The sequence below is a fragment of the Nocardia rosealba genome, from assembly GCF_020216065.1.
Taxonomy (GTDB): domain Bacteria; phylum Actinomycetota; class Actinomycetes; order Mycobacteriales; family Mycobacteriaceae; genus Nocardia; species Nocardia rosealba.
Genome location: NZ_JAIWNA010000005.1, coordinates 316,472 through 333,855, shown reverse-complemented (window position 1 = coordinate 333,855; position 17,384 = coordinate 316,472). Strand labels below are relative to the sequence as shown.

Sequence of the window (17,384 nt, the reverse complement as noted above, 5' to 3'; positions counted from 1 at the left end):
CGAACGAGCCGCGCGACGGATGTGCGGACACCCCTTCGGCGCGGATCGTCTATCGCATGAACGAATCAATCGTGGTCACCACCGGGTTGACCAAACGCTATGGCGAACACCTCGCGGTGGACGCGGTGAGTATGCGGGTCGGGACCGGGGAGATCTACGGTTTCCTCGGTCCCAACGGCGCGGGCAAGACGACGACGCTGCGGATGTTGGCCGGCCTCGTCCGGCCGAGCGCGGGCACCGCGACGGTCCACGGCAGCGCCCCCGGCGACCCGGAGGTGCTGCGCCGGGTCGGGGTGTTGATCGAGGGCCCGGGCTTCTACCCGTACCTGTCGGGTCGCGACAACCTGCGCGTTCTCGCCCGCTACCGCGGACTCGGCGACCGCGAGGTCACCCAGGCGCTGGCCCGCGTCGACCTCACCACCCGCGCCGACGACCGCTTCCGCACCTATTCCCTCGGCATGAAGCAGCGCCTCGGAGTCGGTGCGGCCCTGCTCGGCGATCCCGATCTGCTCGTCCTCGACGAGCCGACCAACGGTCTCGACCCGGCCGGACTGGCCGAAATGCGTTCGCTCATCGTCGATCTCGCGGCAGAAGGTCACACCGTGCTGCTGTCGAGTCATCAGCTCGCCGAGGTGCAGGAAATCTGCCACCGGGTCGGGGTGATCTCCGGTGGACGTCTGCTCGCCGAGTCGACGGTCGCCGAATTGCGCGGCACCGCATCGCTGCTCGTGCGTGCCGAACCGGTCGACGTGGCCGTCGAGGCGGTCCGCGCGGTGTCCGACGCGCCGGTGCGTGTGAGCGCCGAGGGCATTCGGATAGCGACCACGACGGCGATGGCGCCTGCTGTGGCGCGAGCTGTCGTGCAGGCGGGTGTGGACCTGCTCGAGCTGCGCGTCGACGAGAAATCCCTGGAAGAAGTCTTCTTCGAGCTGACGGAGGTCGCGAAATGACCAGCACTACAAGAGATCTCACGGCAAGTATCAGAGCCGAGTCGCTGCGTCTTCGGCGGTGGCCGACCTTCTGGATCGTGCTCGGCACATGGATCGTGCTGAATCTGACCTTCGCCTACCTGTTCAACTATCTGGCCTACCGCTCCGGTGAGAGTGGTTCCATGTCCGACGGATTGCCGCGCGACGTGCTGCTCGGCCGGCTCGTGCCCGCCGCCGTCCCCGAGGTGTTCACCCAGGGTATGGCCATGTTCGGCGGTGCGCTGATGCTCGTCCTCGGTGCGCTGGCGGTGGGTAGCGGGTACGGCTGGGGGACGTGGAAGACCGTGTTCACCCAGGGGCCGGGCCGCGCGAACGCGGTCGGTGGGCTGCTGCTCGGCCTGCTGGTGACGGTGGTCGTCCTGGTGTGTGCCGCGTTCGTCGTCGACCTCGGTGTCGCGTCGCTCATCGCGGTGACGGAAGGTCAGGCGGTCACGCTGCCCGCGCTCGACCGATCCCTTCTCGGACTCCTCACCGGCACAGCCATTTTGAGTATGTGGACCGCAGCGGGCGCCTTCATCGGCGCCGTGGCCCGTGGCCCCGCTCTCGCTGTCGGGCTCGGCCTGATCTGGGTTCTCGTCGTCGAGGACCTGCTGCGCGGGGTCGCGGGAATCCTCGGCCACGTCGAAGCGGTCACCGATCTGCTTCCCGGTACCGCCGCAGGTTCACTGGCCGGGGCGATGCGCACGGAGGACGGTCCGGCCACGCCGGGTGTTCTCGACATCCTGACCCGCGGCGAGTCCCTCGTCGTCCTCGCGGTCTACGTGACGATCTTCGTGGCGGGAACCATCTGGCTCACCTCCCGCCGCGACCTCACCTGACCCCGATTACGACCACCCGGCCGGGTTCGACGCCGTCTCCCTGGAGATTCCCGAATTCCGGTCGGGGAAGGTCCCGAACCGGTCGTTGTGCAGGTGGGCGAAGAAATAACCCATCTGCCCACATTCCCCGTGGGATCGCACGGCCGCCGGATCGGCCACAACCGCGCGGTAGTAGTCGCGACCCAGCGCGACGATGAAGCCGCGGCGATAGAGGAACCCGTCGTCGGACCCGCCGATCACCGCGTGGATATCGGCACGGTCGATGTCGTAGAGCGCGCGCTCGGCCACCCGGTCCAGTGCGGTGAGCTCCTCGCTGGTGAAATCAGCACTGAGCGCGCGTAATTCGGCCAGGAACTCGTCGAGTCGCTCCTCGGTGCGTGGCGCACCGCAGGCACCCCAGGCGGATTCGATCATGGCCCAGAACCGGTCGACTTCGGCATCGGTAGGAAGTGTCCTCACCCGCGTGACGGTAGCCGTAGCCACCGACACATCGCGCCTACCCGGCCCCGAGCAACCGGTGAGCGAGGACCGACAAACCTGCCGTGATCTGCCCCGGGGACAAGCCGCGTTCACGCTGCTGAAGGTAGACCTCGGCCGCCAAGGGGGCCAGGACGGTATCGATCAGCGAATCAGGCTGGGGGATACCGGCTTCGACGAGCAGGGCCCGCACGTGCAGTGCCCAGAACCCGTAGGCGCCGGTGGCGAAGCGGGCCCCGCCGGTCTCGGCGCCGAGCACCAGATGCGCGTGGGCGCTGAGCAATTCGATCATCGCGGCATAGAACGCGGCGAGGCGCTCGGCGGGAGGCGCGCCCGGCCCGAGTGGGGGTTCGCCGCGCAGGAGTTGCTCCTGGACGGCGCGTTCGTGTTCGTCGAGCAGGGCGACGGCGATGGCGTTGCGGTCGGGGTAGCGGCGGTAGAGGGTGCCCCGGCCGACGCCCGCGGCCTTGGCGATGTCGTCCATGGTGACGGTGCGCGGGTCGCGGGTAGCGAAGAGATCGGCCGCCGCGGCGAGCACTTTGGCGCGGTTGCGGGCGGCATCGGTGCGTTCGGGTGGTGGTGCCGTGCCGGTGAGCAGGTCGGATCGAGGCTCCATGGGGTCGACTCTAACCGAGAAGCACAAATGTGGACAAGGTGTCCACTTGTGTTCTATCGTCGAACCAAGCGGACACAACGTCCGGTTATCGAAAGGCTCGACATGACCCACCTGCTGCACCTCGACGCCAGCGCCAGGACCAATTCCCTCAGCCGCAGGCTCGGCGCGGAATTCGTGCGGGCCTGGCGCGAAGCGGAGCCCGGGGGCGACTACACCTACCGCGACCTCGCCACCGACCCCGCTCCGTTCATCGACGAAGGGTGGACCGAGCTGTGCGATGCCGTTCTCGCGGCGGGGAGTACCGATCTCGATCGCCTGCCGGACCTCGCCGTCACGCCCGCCGCCCGCGCCGCATGGCGCATCGTCGAACCCCTGCTCGCGCAATTGCTGGCCGCCGACGTCATCCTCATCGGCACCCCGATGTACAACTACTCGATCCCCGCCACGCTCAAGGCCTGGCTCGATCAGGTGACGTTCCCGCGTATGTCGCTGGGGCACAGGCGCTTCGTCGTCGTCTCCGCACGCGGCGGCGCCTACTCGCCCGGCGCGCCGAAAGCCGCGTTCGACTATCAGGAGCGCTACCTGCGCGACTTCTTCGCAGGCCATTACGCCGTCACCGACACCGTTTTCGTCAATGCCGAACTGGCCAACGCTGTCTCGGACCCCAACCTTGCCCACCTGCGTACCGAGCACGAGGCCTCACTCGACGCCGCCATCGCCGAAGTACGCCTGCTCGCAAAGGATTACACGCGATGAACTGGATCCTGCTCGGCGTGGCCGGCCTGGTCGAAATCGCCTGGTCGCAGACCATCAAACCCACCGAGAACTTCACCAGACTCGGCCCGACCCTGCTGTGCATCGCGCTCGGTTCGCTGGCGGTCTACCTGCTCTCGCGCGCCATGCAAACCCTTCCGGTCGGCACGGCGTACGCGGTGTTCACCGGGATCGGTGCACTCGGAGCGATCGGTCTCGGTGTGCTCGTGCACAAGGACCCGCTCAGCGCCGGCCGGGTCTTCGCCCTATCGCTGATTCTCGGTGGCATCGTGCTCGCGCGCGTCACCAACCCCGAGTGACCCTGTGGCACACCCGATGCGGGCTCGGCGGGCACTTGACCGGTAGGGTCGGCTGATGGACCAGCCAGTTCGCCCCCCGGACCTGTCCACTCGGCCCCACGAGCTCACCGTCGAGCGAGTCATGAAGGCCCAGCCGAGCCTGCTGTACGCGGCTTGGACCCAAGGCCTCGACCTGTGGCTGGCCGTCCCCGGATCGGTTCTGATGCGACCCGCCGTGAACGAGCCCCTCTATTTCGACACCGGCTCGGCCGAGAAACGCAACCCGCACTACGGCCGCATCCTGACGCTCGAAGCCAACCGCCGGATCGAGTTCACCTGGGTCACCGCCGCGACCGAAGGGGTGGAGACCGTGGTCGCCGCCGAGTTCCTGAAACAACCACGCGGCATCAGGTTGCGGCTGCGGCACTCCGGTTTCCCCACCGCCGCCATCCGTGACCTGCATCGGCAGGTGTGGCCGGAGAAGCTGGAACGCCTAGACGAAGTGACGAGTATCCCGGTCTGAGCTCACGTAGGTTCGGTATCGCACACACATTTCTCGACTGAGGCGAAAGGAACGTGATGGCGATTCGTAGCGCACGCACACTCTGGGCAGGCGGGCTGCAGGACGGCTCAGGGCAGGTCGAGCTGGTCAGCTCCGGTCTCGGCAAATTCGACGTGTCCTGGCCCCGGCGCACGGCCGACACCGCCGAGGGCACCAGCCCCGAAGAGCTGATCGCGGCCGCGCACTCGTCGTGCTATTCGATGGCGCTCTCGGCCGAGCTCGCCAACGTGGGCGGTACCACGGAGAGCCTCGACGTCACCGCCGACGTGACCCTCGGCCCCGACCCGGCGGGCGGTTTCCGGATCAGCAAGATCAAGCTCACCGTGCGCGCCGTCGCCTCGGGGATCGACGCCGAGGGCTTCTACACCGCGGCGACCGCGGCCAAGAACGGCTGCCCGGTGAGCAAGGCGCTCGCCGGTGTCGCCGAGGTGGAACTGGACGCCGAACTCATCTGAACACTCACCGCTGGGTGAACCAGCGGTGCGCCGCCGGGGTGTACATCGCCGGAATCGCGATCACCACCGCGAGGATGTGCACCGCCCGGCAGGCGACGAGGACCGCTGAATCGGGCGCGAGCCCACCGAACAGGGCGCCGAAATCGTCGGTGGAAAGCAGCACAGCCAGCGGTTCGATGATGAGCGAGACCAATCCGATCATCCCGATGCCGACGGTGAGCAGGGCCCGCGACACCCGGCTGCCGTTGGCCATGTGCATCGCGACCCCGAGCACCACCAGGTAGATGGCCAGCCGGGGCAGCAGACCCGTCGCGGTGGCGCCCAATTCGGTCCCACCGCGCACGGCACGCAGCAGTCCTTCGGCGACTCCGGCGGCCAGCGCGGTGACCAGCCCGGCGAAGGCCACGCGCACCGCGCCCGGACGGGCGACGGAAACAGAGAAGGCAGTGTCGGTCATGATGCCGACACTGCCCTCCCGCGGTACTCACGAGGATCACCCCGAGGTAGCGACCTCGCGTGCTACCGGAGTGCTACGCGCGCTCGACCATTCGGTGAGCGCGGCGAACACCAGTCCCAAAGCCGCCCACAGGGTGGCGGTTTCGGCCAGCGACGCCACCCGGAACTGCCACAGCAGCGTCGCCGGGAAATCGTCGGAGACCTCGTTCACCCCCGGCAGCAGCACGTAACCGACCGTGGTGACCAACACGAACGCGGCTACCGCGGCAACGATCCGGAACGAGTCGAGCTGACCGGCCGGCGCGCGATAGGCCGCGACGGCCGCCGCGACCGCGAGCAGGCCGAGCACGACGACGGCCACCCACAGCCAGGTGCGCTGGTCGATGGTTTCCGGGTCGCCGACCGCCGGTGGATTGGCCGGGTACTTGAAGAACGGCACCGCGACGATCGCCACCCACGCGAAACCCGCTGTGGTCAGCGACAATCGGGGCCCGCTCAGCGTGGTGAAACGGCGAGCCACGTTCACCACGGCGGCGAAGATCGCCCCGAACGCCATACCGGCCAAGGCGAGCGCGAGGAACTGACCCGCCTGCTGCCCCGATCGGCTGACCAGCGGTTCTTCATCGTGCGCCTGGTCCTCGACGGTCCCGTGCGAATGCCCGCCGGATCCGGCTTCCTCGATGGCGATCGCCGCCTCGATGTGCGGTTCGCCGATGAAATAGCCCACTGTCGCGGCCAGCAGACCGGCGATGAGACCGGCCAGCAGGCCACGTAGCAGCAGGGTTTTGAAGGATCCGGTCAGTGGCACGGGACACCGAGCAGGTGACGTCCGTCGTGCATCAGCTCGTGCAGGAACATCCCGCTACGCGAGACGGCCCCCTGATCGAAACCGACCAGGTACAGCGTGAGCAGTGCAAGAAGAACGACACCGACCGTGACCAGCACGGTTGCCAGGGTGTCGAGGCCGGTAGACCGGCTGGGTGAATGCGCGATAGCCATTCGGGTCCTCCTCCGGGATGCGCGTCCCGCGATCGAAGCGATAGGCGAGGATGCCGATGTCTGGCTGTCCGCACCGGAATCCGGCACGGAATACAGTGGCGCGACCGCTCCGGAATCTCACCGGATTACCGCGCACCCTCGCGTAATTTCCCTCGAACTGTGACAGCCGCCGCCAGGGCGCGTCAATACATCCCGGGGGAAACGCCCCGATCAGGACTTCGCGGGCACGTCCAGCACGACCTCGAATTCGAGCAGCGACGCACCGGTCGACACCGGCTTGGGCCGCTCACCGTCGGCACCGTGACCGGCGTGCGCCGCGCGGGCCGGCCCGTCGCGCCACGCGGCGAACGACTCCTCCGAATCCCACTGCGTCACCACGAAATACCGGTTGTCACCGGCCACCGGGCGCAGCAACTGGAAGCCGAGGAACCCGGGCGAGTTCTCCACCGCGTGGGCCCGCGCGGCGAACCGCTTCTCCAGCTCCGGGCCCGCGCCCTCGGGAATCTCGATCGCATTGATCTTCACAACAGCCATGAGTCGACTGTATACGGGGCAGAATCGGGTGCGTGTTGTACGACGAAGGCGGGGTCGGGGTGCCGATTCTGCTGCTACACGGTCTGATGGGAAGCGCGCGTACCTGGTCGGATCAGGTGCCGTGGCTGCGCGAGTTCGGTCATGTCCACACCTTCGACGCCGCGGGTCACGGTCGTGTTCCGCCCGCCGAGCTCAGCACCGAGGCGTTCGTCGCCGACCTCGCCGAACACACGTCGGCGATCACCGAACCGATGATCGTGATCGGGCATTCGATGGGTGCGCTGCACGGGTGGGTGTTCGCGGCGACCCATCCCGAGCGGGTCCGCGCGATCGTCGTCGAGGACATCGCCCCGGACTTCACCGGCCGCACCGCCGCCCACTGGGCCGAACTGATCCACTCCTGGCCGCAACCCTTCCCCGACGAGCAGGCCGTGATCGACTATTTCGGGCCGGTGGCCGGGCGGTACTTCCTGCGGGCGTTCACCGAATCGAGCGGCTACCGGCTCCACGGCGAGGTCGACACCTTCCGTGCGATCTCCGAGGAATGGGGAACGCGCGACTTCTGGGACGAATGGAAATCGCTGCGCGTTCCCGCCTTGCTCATCGAGGGCGAGCACACCATCACCCCGGCGGGGCAGATGCGGACGATGGCCGAGGTGCATCCGGACGCGGAGTACGTGCGAGTTCCCGGGGCGGGGCACCTGATTCACGATGAGCGGCCCGAGGAATACCGCGCGCACGTCGAACGGTTTCTGGCACGGGTCTGAGTGCCGGGTTTGTCGAACGATTCCGGCACGGTTCCGATCGGCACGCCCGCGGCTGGTCGAACGGTTTCTGGCACGGTTCCGATCGGCACGCCTGCGCCTGGTCGAACAGTTCCGCCGCAGGTCCGGAGGTCAGGCTCCCTCGCCGGCCAGGGCGAACAGACCGTCCTCGGTTTGCTCGATGAGCCCGTCGACCAGCAGCGAATCCAGGGCCCGAGCCCGCTGACCCGGGTCGCGCGTCCAGGCCATGTCCAGCCGCACCCGCTCGACCGGCCCCGACGCATCACGCAGCACATCGAGCAGCCTGCCGCGCGCCTGCCGATCGGTGCCCTCGTACTTCTGCACCTTGCGCACCACCTCGGCGGCCGGCCTGCCCGCGTCGACCCAGGCGCAGCGCGGCAGCGGGCAGTTGCCGCAGTCGGGGTTGCGGGCCGTGCAGACCAGCGCGCCCAGTTCCATCAGCGCCGCCGAGAACTTCGCGGCCCGCGGCACCGAGGCGGGCAGCAGCGCCTCGGTTTCGGCGAGATCGCGCGAGGACGGATTACCGGGTTCACGGCCGTGCACCGCCCGCGCCACGACGCGGCGAACATTGGTGTCCACCACCGGAACTCGCTGCCCGTACGCGAAACACGCCACCGCGCGGGCGGTGTAGGCGCCGATACCCGGCAGGCTCAGCAGGACGTCGACGTCGGCCGGAACCGCGTCGCCGTGCTCGGCGGCCAGCACCCGCGCGCACTCGTGCAACCGCAGTGCCCGGCGCGGATAACCGAGCTTGCCCCATGCCCGCAGCACCTCGGCCTGTGACGACGCCGCCATCGCCGAGGGCACCGGCCAGCGCGCCACCCACTCACGCCAGATCGGCTCCACCCGCACCACGGGTGTCTGCTGCAGCATGATCTCGCTCATCAGGATGTGCCAGGCGGTCGCCTCCGGCCGCCGCCACGGCAGGTCACGCGCCCGCTCGGTGAACCAATCCAGCAGGACCTCGGCGTCGATACTCACTGTTCCCGTTCCATCTCTGCCAGGCCGACTTTGCCGAGGCGTAACAGCGCAGACTCGCTGGTAACCGATAGCGTGTGCACAATGGTCGGTATGCCTGGTTCTAATCCGATAAGTGCCTGGAAGTCGCTGCGCGAGGGCAACGAGCGCTTCGTCAACGACACTCTGCTGCATCCTAGCCAGGGCGCAGCAGACCGGGCCAAGCTCGTGAACGGACAGCGACCGCACGCCATCCTCTTCGGCTGCGGCGATTCGCGTGTAGCCGCCGAACTGATCTTCGACCAGGGTCTCGGCGACATGTTCGTGGTGCGTACCGCAGGCCACGTCGTCGACTCCTCGGTGCTCGGCTCGATCGAATACGGCGTCGAGGTGCTCAATGTGCCGCTGATCGTGGTCCTCGGCCACGACAGCTGCGGCGCGGTGAAGGCCACGATCGACGCGCTCGACGGCGGCGCCGTCCCCGGCGGCTTCATTCGCAGCGTGGTCGAGAAGGTGACCCCCTCGATCCTGCTCGGCCGCCGCGAAGGGCTCACGACGGTCGACGACCTCGAGGCCCGGCACGTGGTGGAGACCAGCAAGCTGCTCATGGAACGCTCGATGATCATCTCCCAGCGCGTCGCCACTGGTCAGTGCGCGATCGCGAGCGTCACCTACCAGTTGTCCGACGGTCGCGCGCACCTGCGCCGGGTGGTCGGCAATATCGGCGAGACGGTCTGAATCGGGCGGTAAGCGCCCGACACGCCGAGGTCATCGAGCGCGCCCTCGCGCGCTGCGCTTACCTTTGAAGCGTGCTGGAACCGAATGGACCGCTGCCACCGGAGATCTACTGGCGTCGTCGCGCGCTGGCCATCGGCGTCATCGTCGTCGCGCTCGCGATCGTGGTCTGGCTGGTCACGATGGTGGCGCGCGGTGGTGATTCGTCCGGTTCGGGCGCGGCCGCGTCCTCGACGACGGTCGCGAGCACGTCCCAGACCAGCAGTGCGGCCAGTAGTTCGGCGGCAAGCAGTTCGGTGACCAGCACGTCGGCGGCACCGTCGTCGACCACGTCCGCCGCCCCGGAGCCCGCGGCCCAGCCGTGTAGCGATCAGTCGCTGGCGCTGAAGGTGACGGTCAACCAGCCGACCTACCGGGTGGGTGACCAGCCGGGCTTCGGCACCGTCATCACCAACATCTCTACGGCCGCGTGCTCGCGCGATCTCGGCGCGGGCCCGCAGTTCCTCGTCTTCACCCTCGACGGGCAGCGCAGGCTGTGGGCGAGCAACGACTGCACCCCGGACGGGCCGCCTGAGGTGAAAACCCTGAAGGCGGGCGAACAGCTGTCGTACAAGGGCACCTGGTTCGGCACCACGTCCCAGCCCCAATGCGCGGGGGAGCGGTTGCCGGTCCCGGCGGGTGCGTACATGGTTGTCGCACAGCTCGGTTCCATCCGCAGCGCGGCCGAACCGTTCAACCTGGCCGACTGAATACCGTCCGACCGGGCATTATGCGGATGCGCTGTAAATCACATGTCCAAGACGGCTGATTTGCAGAATTCGCAGGACGGGCCGCCGTGTCAACGGCTGTTACCGCCGAAATGCCGAATTCGACCGGAAAGCGCGGTTTGCCGGAGTTATTCCACGGCCGCAGGCTCGCGGGGTGCCCGGGATTTGCGGAGTTCGGCCAATCGCAGCGCCGAACGCAGGTCGCCGACCTCGTGGATGCGCATCGAACCGCTCTTGGACTTCTCCGAACCCGGCGGTACCAGGGCGGTGGTGAAGCCCAATCGCTCGGCCTCGGCCAGGCGCCGGCCGAGCCCGGTGATCTTGCGGACCTCACCCGCCAGGCCGACCTCACCGAGGATCACCCAGCCCGCGGGCAGGGCGATATCGGCCTCGGCGCTGGCGATGGCCAGGGCGATGGCGAGGTCGGCGGTCGGCTCGACCAGGCGCATGCCGCCGACGGTCGCCGCGTACACGTCGTGCTTGCCGAGGAACACCCGGCCACGGCTCTGCAGGACCGCGAGCACCATGGCCACCCGGTTGTAGTCCAGGCCGCTCACCGCGCGACGCGGCTGGGGGATCTCGGTCTTCACCGTGAGCCCCTGCACCTCCGCGACCAGCGGACGTTTGCCGTCCATCGCGACCGTCACCGCTGTGCCGGGCACGGCATCGGTGCGGTGATGCAGGAATAATCCGGACGGATCGTCGACGCAGGCGATGCCGTCCTCGTGGAGTTCGAAACAGCCCACTTCGTCGGCGCTGCCGAAGCGGTTCTTGATGCCGCGCACCATGCGCAGCGAGGAGTTCTTGTCGCCCTCGAACTGCAGCACCACGTCCACCAGGTGCTCGAGCGTGCGCGGACCGGCCACATTGCCGTCCTTGGTGACATGCCCGACCAGCAGCACCGCGATCCCGCTGGCCTTGGCCAGTGAGGTGAGCGCCGCCGTCACCGCGCGTACCTGGGTGACACCGCCGATCACGCCGTCGACCTCGGGGGCGAGCATCGTCTGCACCGAGTCGACGACCAGCAGCGTCGGACGCACCTGCTCCACGTGCCCGAGCACGATCGACAGGTCGGATTCCGCCGCGAGATACACCCGGTCGTGCACGGCCCCGGTCCGGTCGGCACGCAGGCGCACCTGACCCGCCGACTCCTCCGCCGTCACATACAGCGCGGTCTCGGCGCGCTGGGCGGCCCACCGGAACGCGACCTCGAGCAGCAGGGTCGACTTGCCGACGCCCGGTTCACCCGACAGCAGCACCACCGATCCCGGCACCACCCCACCGCCGAGCACCCGGTCGAGCTCGCTCACCCCCGTCGACCTGGCCTGGGTGACCTTCGCGTCGATCTGCGACAGCGGTGCCGCCGCCGTGCTCGGCAGCATGGCCCGGCGCCCCGGCGCCGCCGCGGCGGCCGAGACCGCCACCTCGTTCACGGTGCCCCACGCACCGCAATCAGGGCATTTGCCAACCCATTTCGACACCTCGTGCGAACACGAGGTGCAACGGAAAACAGCTTTGGTCTTGGCCACACGCGCACCCTACGGATCGGGTCCGACAACAAGAAAAGCCGCCGCGAAAGTTCGCGACGGCTTTTCTCGACAGCTGGTCTCAGTGACCGCCGCCCGCGCCCTCGGGCGCCGGGCCGGACTTCTCGTTCTCGACGCGCTCGGAAGTGGCGGCGTCGACCGGAACGGCCACCTGCACGGTGCCCGCGTCCTTGAAGTTGAAGGTGACCGTGTAGGTCAGGCCGGGGGTGATGTTCTCCGTGAGGCCGGTGATCTCGATGCTCGCCGGCTCGGCGGCGGCGTCGCTGGCGCTGGAGTTACCGCCACCAGGAGCCGTGGTCGGTGCCGCGGTGGTGGTCGGTGCGGCCGTGGTGGTGCCGTGGTGATCGCCGGTCTCGGCCGCGGCGGTGACGCTCGGCGGGCCGACCAGCACGGTCTCCTGCGGCTTCAGCTCGAACTTGCCACCGGCCGGGCCGGTGATCTTGATCGGGCCGAGGTCGGTGCTCACGCTGGTGAGCTCGTCGGTGACGGTCTCGCTGCCGTTGATGATCGACAGGGCGAGGACGGCCTTGCCGCCCTTCTGGTGCTCCGACGCCGCCTCGGGGTACACGATGTGCACGTTGCGCAGGGAGATGTCGCCGACATCGGCGTGGTTGCCGTTGATGGCGGCGGCCTGCGACGAGGTCTGGGTGTGCTGGCCGGCACTGCAGCCGGTCAGGGCGATGCCCGCGGCAGCGGCGAGCGCGGCAACCGTCACCATGCGACGTCGCGCCGACGGGGCGGTCACAGCTTTCAGGGCAGTCACGGTTTGTCCTCCATGTCGACCGGGCTCACTCCGTTCCACACGGGGACCGGAGGGTAGTAACTAGGCAGCGTAGTAGTTCGCTTCGCGCGCGTGGCGTCGGGGCTCGCGACGCGCGGGTGCGGAAGTAACAGTTCGGTGTCCCGGACGTGGTTGCCACGTCGATGCCGGACGGCCGAAGTGCGAATACCGGTCGTTGTGCTGGTGGTTAACCTGTTCTGGCGCAACACAATGCACAACAATTCTTGATTGTCAACCCCTGGGATGTCCTCGTTGTGGCCCTGACCTGCACAGTTGATCGCGCCGTTACCGAGTCGCATGTTAAACTGTGAACATCGAAAGGGGCACGGGACACATGATTTTTAAGGTCGGAGACACCGTCGTTTACCCCCACCACGGAGCGGCGCTGATCGAAGCAATCGAGACCCGCACCATCAAGGGTGTGCAGAAAGAGTATCTGGTCCTGAAGGTCGCGCAAGGCGACCTGACCGTTCGCGTTCCCGCAGAAAACGCCGAATACGTCGGCGTGCGCGACGTCGTCGGCCAGGAAGGTCTCGACCGCGTCTTCCAGGTGCTACGCGCGCCACACACGGAGGAGCCGACCAACTGGTCCCGCCGTTACAAGGCCAACCTCGAGAAGCTCGCCTCCGGCGATGTGAACAAGGTGGCCGAGGTCGTCCGCGACCTGTGGCGTCGTGAGCAGGATCGCGGTCTGTCCGCCGGTGAGAAGCGGATGCTGGCCAAGGCTCGTCAGATCCTCGTCGGTGAGCTCGCGCTCGCCGAGGGCACCGACGACGGCAAGGCCGAATCGCTGCTCGACGAGGTCCTCGCCGCGGCCTCGTAGTGTGCGACCTGTCGTAGCACTGGTTCCTGCCGCCGGTCGTGGCGTGCGCCTGGGTGAACCCACCCCGAAGGCGTTCGTCCCGGTCGGCGGTACACCTATGGTCCGGCTGGCCGTCGATGGGCTGATCGCGTCCGGTGCTGTGCACCGGGTGGTCGTGGTCGTACCTGCCGAACTGGTCGACGCCGCGTCTGCCTTGCTGTCCACCACTTCGCTGACCGGCGGTTCGATGCCCCCTGTGCCGGTGCAGGTCGTCGTCGGCGGCGCCGAGCGCACGGATTCGGTGCGCGCGGGCATCGCGGCCGCACCCGACGCCGGGTACTACCTCGTGCACGACGCCGCCCGCGCGCTCACGCCGCCCGAACTCATCGCGCGCGTCGCCACCGAACTACAGGCAGGCAGCCCGGCCGTCGTGCCCGCCCTGCCCGTCGTCGACACCGTGAAATCGGTCGACGACGCGGGTGTTGTCACCGGCACACCCGACCGCGCCGACCTGCGCGCCATCCAGACTCCCCAGGGCTTCGACGCCGAATTGCTGCGCCGCGCCTACGCCACCGACGTCGGCGCGACCGACGACGCGGGCCTGGTCGAACGCCTCGGCGTCGCCGTGCACACCGTCGCAGGCGACCCACTGGCCTTCAAGATCACCACGCCACTCGATCTGACCCTCGCCGACGCCGTCCTCGCCCGGCGGCGCGATGCCACCTCGGCCGACGCCACTGCGTCACAGGTCGAGCCGGGGTTCACGCCCGCTGCCGAGTCCGCACCCGTCGGCGGCGCCGCGCAGCTCGGTCACTCTGCCGTCCGGACCGAGGTCGCTCGATGAGAGTCGGCATCGGGAGCGACGTGCACCCCATCGAACCAGGTCGTCCCTGCTGGATGGCCGGTCTGCTGTTTCCCGACGCCGACGGCTGCGCGGGCCACTCCGACGGTGATGTCGCCGTGCACGCGCTGTGCGACGCACTGCTCTCCGCCGCCGGCCTGGGCGACGTGGGCGCCGTCTTCGGCGTCGGCCGCCCCGAATGGGCCGGCGTGACCGGCGCCGCCATGCTCACCGAAGTCCGCAGACTCCTCACCGACGACGGTTACTCCGTCGTCAACGCCGCCGTGCAGGTCATCGGCAATCGCCCGAAGATCGGCCCGCGCCGCGCCGAAGCGCAAAAAGTACTCGGCGAATTACTCGACGCACCGGTTTCGGTATCGGGAACCACCACCGACGGGCTCGGATTGACCGGGCGCGGTGAGGGTGTCGCCGCCATCGCGACCTGTCTGCTGGAGTGTTCGCAGCCCTGACGGGCCACCCCACCCGACCGCCCCACCGTCGCCGCCAGGAAACGCGGCGAGCCACGAACCGGCCGGTCAACCCCACTCTCATCCCACCGACTAGGATCGAATGCCGTGACCTTGCGCCTTTTTGACACCGACACGCGGACCATGCGGGAATTCACCCCGCTGGTCCCCGGCCGTGCCTCGGTGTATCTGTGTGGTGCCACCGTGCAGGGTCAGCCCCATATCGGGCATGTGCGCAGCGGCGTCGCGTTCGACGTGCTGCGCCGCTGGCTGCTGGCACACGACTACGACGTGCGGTTCATCCGCAATGTCACCGATATCGACGACAAGATCCTGAACAAAGCCGCCGAGGCGGGCAGGCCGTGGTGGGAATGGGCGGCCACGCACGAGCGCGCGTTCGATTCCGCCTACGAAACCCTCGGTGTGCTTCCGCCGTCGGCCGAACCGCGCGCCACCGGGCACATCACCCAGATGGTCGCCCTGATGAAGCGGCTGATCGAGCGCGGGCATGCCTACGCCGCCGAGGGCGATGTGTATTTCGATGTGGTGAGCTGGCCGAATTACGGTGAACTTTCCGGCCACAAACTCGACGACGTGCACCAGGGCGAAACCCCCACCCGCGGCAAACGCGACCCCCGCGATTTCACCCTCTGGAAAGCCGCCAAACCGGACGAGCCGAGCTGGCCTTCGCCGTGGGGCCCCGGTCGCCCCGGCTGGCACCTGGAATGCTCCGCGATGGCCGAGTTCTATCTCGGCCCCGAATTCGATATTCATTGCGGCGGAATGGATTTGATCTTCCCGCACCACGAGAACGAGATCGCCCAGTCGAAGGCGGCAGGCGACGGTTTCGCGCGTTACTGGCTGCACAACGGCTGGGTGACGATGGGCGGGGAGAAAATGTCGAAGTCGCTCGGCAATGTTCTCTCGGTGCCGAATGTGCTCACCCGCGTACGGCCGGTGGAATTGCGTTTCTATCTCGGCAGCGCGCATTACCGTTCGATGCTCGAATACTCCGACAAGGCACTCGACGACGCGGTCGCTTCCTATCAGCGCATCGAGGCTTTCGTACGGCGGGTACACGATCGGGCCGGTGCGGTGCCGGTCGGCAAATGGACCGACGCGTTCGCCGCCGCGCTCGACGACGATCTGGCGATCCCCAAGGCGCTCGCCGAGATCCACCACGTGGTGCACGAGGGCAATCGCGCCATGGAATCGGGCGCACTCGACACGGCGGCCGAACTGGCTGGGCAGGTGCGGGCGATGCTCGGCATCCTCGGCGTCGACCCGTTCGACGAACACTGGTATACCCCCGCCGACAATTCGGCGGCGCTCGACGCGCTCGACGTGCTGGTCCGCTCGGAGCTGGACCGCCGGGCGAGCGCGCGGGCCGACAAGAACTGGGCAGAAGCCGATGCCGCACGGGATCGGCTCATCGCGGCGGGTATCGAAGTCACCGATACCCCGCAGGGGCCGGAATGGTCGCTGGGCGCAGCTAGCGGAAAGGCGAACTGATGGCAGGCAATTCACAGCGACGCGGAGCGATTCGGAAGGGCGGCACCAAGAAGGGTGCTGTCGTCGGTTCCGGCGGCAGGCGTCGTCGCGGCCTCGAAGGGCGCGGCGCGACCCCGCCCGCGGTCGAACGCACCAAGCATCCCGCCGCCAAACGCGCGGCCGCCGCGGCCAAAGCCAAAGCGGCACAGGGTCGTCCGACCGGCAAGTCCGGCGTACCGCGCGCCGGCCGCAAGTCCGACGACGGTCCCGAGTTGGTACTCGGCCGCAATCCGGTGCTCGAGTGCCTGCGCGCGGATGTGCCCGCGACCGCGCTCTACGTGGCGGTCGGCACCGAGAACGACGACCGCCTCACCGAGAGCGTGCAGCGCGCCGCCGACCTCGGCATCTCCATCCTCGAGGTGCCACGCACCGACCTGGACCGGTTGAGCGCCAACGGATTGCACCAGGGCGTGGCACTGCAGGTGCCGCCGTACCGGTACGCGCACCCCGACGACCTGATGGACCGGGTGAAGTCGACCGCCGAACCCGCGCTGCTCGTCGCCCTCGACAACATCACCGACCCGCGCAACCTCGGCGCGGTCATCCGCTCGGTCGCCGCGTTCGGTGGTCAGGGTGTGGTGATCCCGCAGCGTCGCAGTGCGGCCGTCACCGCGGTGGCGTGGCGGACCAGTGCGGGTGCGGCGGCGCGTCTGCCCGTTGCGCGGGCGACCAACCTGACGCGCACGTTGAAGGACTGGGCGTCTCAGGGTATCCAGATCGTCGGGCTCGACGCGGGTGGTGATACGGCACTCGACGATTTCGACGGCAGTGTGCCGACGGTGGTTGTTGTCGGGTCCGAGGGTAAGGGTCTTTCGCGGCTGGTCCGGGAGACCTGTGACTCGATTTTGAGTATTCCGATGGCGGGGCCGGTCGAGTCGTTGAACGCTTCGGTGGCTGCTGGTGTGGTGTTGGCTGATATCGCTCGGCAGCGTCGACTGGGGTGAGGTGCTGTAGGGCGGGGGGTGCTGCTTTGTAGCGTGCCCGGCTCTTTTTGGATTGCGCCCATGAGGTGCTGGCTGTGTTTTTGGAGCGCTGGCGCGCTCGAGCGCGGCCCCTGAGGGGCCGCGGGGGGGGGGGGGGGGGGGGGGGGGGGGGGGGGGGGGGGGGGGGGGGGGGGGGGGGGGGGGGGGGGGGGGGGGGGGGGGGCGGGGGGGGCGGGGGGGGGGCCCGGGGGGGGGGGGGGGGGCCCGGGG

The 17,384-nt window shown here is 68.5% G+C and carries 22 protein-coding genes and 1 pseudogene; 14 read left to right on the top strand and 9 right to left on the bottom strand.

Annotation, left to right across the window (positions count from 1 at the left end; translation table 11 throughout):
* Positions 1 to 56: 56 nt before the first annotated feature.
* Positions 57 to 950, top strand: coding sequence for an ABC transporter ATP-binding protein (locus LDL21_RS20665; protein WP_181700808.1), 894 nt, complete (start codon positions 57 to 59; stop codon positions 948 to 950).
* Positions 947 to 1,807, top strand: coding sequence for an ABC transporter permease (locus LDL21_RS20660; protein ID WP_225281381.1), 861 nt, complete (start codon positions 947 to 949; stop codon positions 1,805 to 1,807). The genes LDL21_RS20665 and LDL21_RS20660 overlap by 4 nt, the downstream gene beginning before the upstream one ends.
* Before the next feature lie 6 nt (positions 1,808 to 1,813).
* Here LDL21_RS20660 and LDL21_RS20655 read toward each other — a convergent pair whose 3' ends face one another.
* Complete coding sequence (locus LDL21_RS20655; RefSeq protein ID WP_225281380.1) at positions 1,814 to 2,266, bottom strand: DUF4240 domain-containing protein; 453 nt, start codon at positions 2,264 to 2,266, stop codon at positions 1,814 to 1,816.
* A gap of 37 nt (positions 2,267 to 2,303) precedes the next feature.
* The gene (locus LDL21_RS20650) at positions 2,304 to 2,900 is read right to left on the bottom strand and encodes a TetR/AcrR family transcriptional regulator (protein WP_225281379.1); all 597 of its coding nucleotides are present in this window, start codon (positions 2,898 to 2,900) and stop codon (positions 2,304 to 2,306) included.
* 102 nt (positions 2,901 to 3,002) lie between these two features.
* On the opposite strand from LDL21_RS20650, the gene LDL21_RS20645 reads away from it, so the two are divergent.
* Genes LDL21_RS20645 through LDL21_RS20630 form a run of 4 tightly spaced genes read left to right on the top strand, consistent with a single transcriptional unit; the run spans position 3,003 to position 4,969 of the window.
* Positions 3,003 to 3,656: an FMN-dependent NADH-azoreductase gene (locus LDL21_RS20645; protein WP_225281378.1), complete on the top strand. Its 654-nt coding sequence runs from the start codon at positions 3,003 to 3,005 to the stop codon at positions 3,654 to 3,656.
* Entirely contained in the window at positions 3,653 to 3,973 is a 321-nt protein-coding gene (locus LDL21_RS20640) for a DMT family transporter (protein WP_181700811.1), read from the top strand. The genes LDL21_RS20645 and LDL21_RS20640 overlap by 4 nt, the downstream gene beginning before the upstream one ends.
* 55 nt (positions 3,974 to 4,028) lie before the next feature.
* Positions 4,029 to 4,475, top strand: coding sequence for an SRPBCC family protein (locus LDL21_RS20635; protein WP_067495678.1), 447 nt, complete (start codon positions 4,029 to 4,031; stop codon positions 4,473 to 4,475).
* Between the two features lie 56 nt (positions 4,476 to 4,531).
* A complete protein-coding gene (locus LDL21_RS20630; RefSeq protein WP_181700813.1) occupies positions 4,532 to 4,969 on the top strand; it encodes an OsmC family peroxiredoxin in 438 nt (145 codons plus the stop codon).
* 4 nt (positions 4,970 to 4,973) lie between these two features.
* Here LDL21_RS20630 and LDL21_RS20625 read toward each other — a convergent pair whose 3' ends face one another.
* From LDL21_RS20625 to LDL21_RS20610, 4 genes are all read right to left on the bottom strand, one after another.
* Positions 4,974 to 5,426 (bottom strand): hypothetical protein, encoded by a 453-nt coding sequence (locus LDL21_RS20625; protein WP_181700815.1) that lies wholly within the window; start codon positions 5,424 to 5,426, stop codon positions 4,974 to 4,976.
* Positions 5,427 to 5,462: 36 nt separating this feature from the next.
* Positions 5,463 to 6,233, bottom strand: a complete 771-nt coding sequence (locus LDL21_RS20620) for a CbtA family protein (RefSeq protein WP_225281377.1) — start codon at positions 6,231 to 6,233, stop codon at positions 5,463 to 5,465.
* Positions 6,224 to 6,424 (bottom strand): CbtB domain-containing protein, encoded by a 201-nt coding sequence (locus tag LDL21_RS20615; RefSeq protein ID WP_067495667.1) that lies wholly within the window; start codon positions 6,422 to 6,424, stop codon positions 6,224 to 6,226. The genes LDL21_RS20620 and LDL21_RS20615 overlap by 10 nt, the downstream gene beginning before the upstream one ends.
* A gap of 210 nt (positions 6,425 to 6,634) precedes the next feature.
* On the bottom strand, positions 6,635 to 6,958 hold the full coding sequence (locus LDL21_RS20610) for an antibiotic biosynthesis monooxygenase family protein (protein WP_067495664.1): 324 nt from the start codon (positions 6,956 to 6,958) through the stop codon (positions 6,635 to 6,637).
* A gap of 32 nt (positions 6,959 to 6,990) precedes the next feature.
* Here LDL21_RS20610 and LDL21_RS20605 point away from each other — a divergent pair, with 32 nt between their 5' ends.
* Positions 6,991 to 7,725 carry an alpha/beta fold hydrolase gene (locus LDL21_RS20605; protein ID WP_225281376.1) on the top strand — a complete coding sequence of 245 codons (735 nt, stop codon included), beginning with the start codon at positions 6,991 to 6,993 and terminating at the stop codon, positions 7,723 to 7,725.
* Positions 7,726 to 7,854: 129 nt separating this feature from the next.
* Here LDL21_RS20605 and LDL21_RS20600 read toward each other — a convergent pair whose 3' ends face one another.
* Entirely contained in the window at positions 7,855 to 8,724 is an 870-nt protein-coding gene (locus tag LDL21_RS20600; protein WP_225281375.1) for an iron-sulfur binding domain-containing protein, read from the bottom strand.
* 90 nt (positions 8,725 to 8,814) lie between these two features.
* Here LDL21_RS20600 and LDL21_RS20595 point away from each other — a divergent pair, with 90 nt between their 5' ends.
* Both LDL21_RS20595 and LDL21_RS20590 read left to right on the top strand, forming a co-directional pair.
* Positions 8,815 to 9,438 carry a carbonic anhydrase gene (locus tag LDL21_RS20595; protein ID WP_181700825.1) on the top strand — a complete coding sequence of 208 codons (624 nt, stop codon included), beginning with the start codon at positions 8,815 to 8,817 and terminating at the stop codon, positions 9,436 to 9,438.
* A gap of 71 nt (positions 9,439 to 9,509) precedes the next feature.
* The gene (locus tag LDL21_RS20590) at positions 9,510 to 10,184 is read left to right on the top strand and encodes a hypothetical protein (protein WP_225281374.1); all 675 of its coding nucleotides are present in this window, start codon (positions 9,510 to 9,512) and stop codon (positions 10,182 to 10,184) included.
* A gap of 146 nt (positions 10,185 to 10,330) precedes the next feature.
* Here the strand turns inward: LDL21_RS20590 and radA are convergent, their stop codons facing one another.
* Positions 10,331 to 11,731 (bottom strand): DNA repair protein RadA, encoded by a 1,401-nt coding sequence (radA, locus tag LDL21_RS20585; RefSeq protein WP_225281373.1) that lies wholly within the window; start codon positions 11,729 to 11,731, stop codon positions 10,331 to 10,333.
* Positions 11,732 to 11,810: 79 nt separating this feature from the next.
* Positions 11,811 to 12,512 carry a copper chaperone PCu(A)C domain-containing protein gene (locus LDL21_RS20580; RefSeq protein WP_225281372.1) on the bottom strand — a complete coding sequence of 234 codons (702 nt, stop codon included), beginning with the start codon at positions 12,510 to 12,512 and terminating at the stop codon, positions 11,811 to 11,813.
* Positions 12,513 to 12,864: 352 nt separating this feature from the next.
* Here LDL21_RS20580 and carD point away from each other — a divergent pair, with 352 nt between their 5' ends.
* From carD to rlmB, 5 genes and pseudogenes are all read left to right on the top strand, one after another.
* A complete protein-coding gene (gene carD, locus LDL21_RS20575) occupies positions 12,865 to 13,353 on the top strand; it encodes an RNA polymerase-binding transcription factor CarD (RefSeq protein WP_019044685.1) in 489 nt (162 codons plus the stop codon).
* Position 13,354: 1 nt separating this feature from the next.
* Positions 13,355 to 14,035, top strand: a pseudogene (gene ispD / locus LDL21_RS20570) (2-C-methyl-D-erythritol 4-phosphate cytidylyltransferase); the annotation flags it as partial.
* A gap of 137 nt (positions 14,036 to 14,172) precedes the next feature.
* Positions 14,173 to 14,643 (top strand): 2-C-methyl-D-erythritol 2,4-cyclodiphosphate synthase, encoded by a 471-nt coding sequence (ispF, locus tag LDL21_RS20565; protein WP_181700831.1) that lies wholly within the window; start codon positions 14,173 to 14,175, stop codon positions 14,641 to 14,643.
* Positions 14,644 to 14,748: 105 nt separating this feature from the next.
* Positions 14,749 to 16,152 (top strand): cysteine--tRNA ligase, encoded by a 1,404-nt coding sequence (cysS, locus tag LDL21_RS20560; RefSeq protein ID WP_225281370.1) that lies wholly within the window; start codon positions 14,749 to 14,751, stop codon positions 16,150 to 16,152.
* Positions 16,152 to 17,135, top strand: coding sequence for a 23S rRNA (guanosine(2251)-2'-O)-methyltransferase RlmB (gene rlmB, locus LDL21_RS20555; protein ID WP_225281369.1), 984 nt, complete (start codon positions 16,152 to 16,154; stop codon positions 17,133 to 17,135). The genes cysS and rlmB overlap by 1 nt, the downstream gene beginning before the upstream one ends.
* Positions 17,136 to 17,384: the final 249 nt, after the last annotated feature.